The sequence below is a fragment of the Treponema sp. UBA785 genome (assembly GCF_002297065.1).
Lineage (GTDB): Bacteria > Spirochaetota > Spirochaetia > Treponematales > Treponemataceae > Treponema_D.
On record NZ_DBJD01000080.1, the window covers coordinates 17,283 to 18,340 of the forward strand.

1 protein-coding gene is annotated in these 1,058 nt (G+C 40.1%); it reads left to right on the forward strand.

The window, feature by feature from the left end; all coding sequences use genetic code 11:
• On the forward strand, nucleotides 1–1,058 hold a 1,058-nt coding region (locus tag B2X33_RS06915; protein ID WP_296668584.1), incomplete at both ends, for a pectate lyase family protein.

The window sequence follows — 1,058 nt, forward strand, 5'->3', positions numbered from 1 at the left end:
CAGTAGAACACGAAGTTACAGTAAAAGTAACTGCAACTTACGACGGAACAGCTAAGGAAGCAACAACAACTGTAAAAATTCTTGCGGCAGGACAGATTGTGGAGAACAAGGTTACTTCCGTAAGCGTTAGCGCAGGAAAAGACTCAATTGCTTGCGACGGAAGCACAACCTTAACCGCAAAAGCAGAATATTCAGGCAATCCTGAAATCACTTATACTTGGACAATCAGCGAAGGCGGTGAATATGCAGAGCTTTCTGAGTCAACGACAGGAACAGTTACACTCACAGCAAAAAACACAGATACAGCAGAACAGACAGTTACTGTAAAAGTAACCGCTTCTGACGGAACAAATTCTGTAGAAAGCACTTGCGCAGTAACGGTTGGAGCGGCAGCTGCAGTAGAGACTGGAAACGTAATTAAAGCGAGCGACACTCCACTTGGATTTGCTGGAGTAAATTATGCAATGCCGACTTTTACTAACGTTGTGACTGTAACAACTAGAGAAGAATTGATGAAAGCAATCAAAAACAAAAATTCATTGATTTATATTGATGGAATGATTGATATGTCAGATGAGGGAAGCGGCTCAAAACTTCCTGCTGAAGGTGCTAGCAACATTGCGGTTTCTTCTGTAATGGATTCTTGGATTGCGTCAAAAACTTCAAATGCTTATACAACATATGGTGACTGGGTTGAGGCTTATGCCGCTGTATGTTCAACAACTACAAATGACAAAGATAAATCCCCTAAAAAAGGTTCCCATTCTTCTTTATATGATACTGTTTGGAAGCTAAACGATGCTTGGAAAAGCGTAATTCAGTTGAATTTAAAATCTAATACAACAATTATTGGTCTTGGAAGCGATTCTGGACTTCGTGGCGGAACAATCAGCATCAACGGTATTGAGAATGTTGTAATTAGAAATCTTACTCTAGTTGATGCAATCGATATGTTTCCGCACCATGAAGTGAACTCAAAAGGAGAATCTGATGGATTTAATGCTCAGTTTGACTGCATAACAATTCAGGGTTCTAACACTGCGAATATATGGATTGAC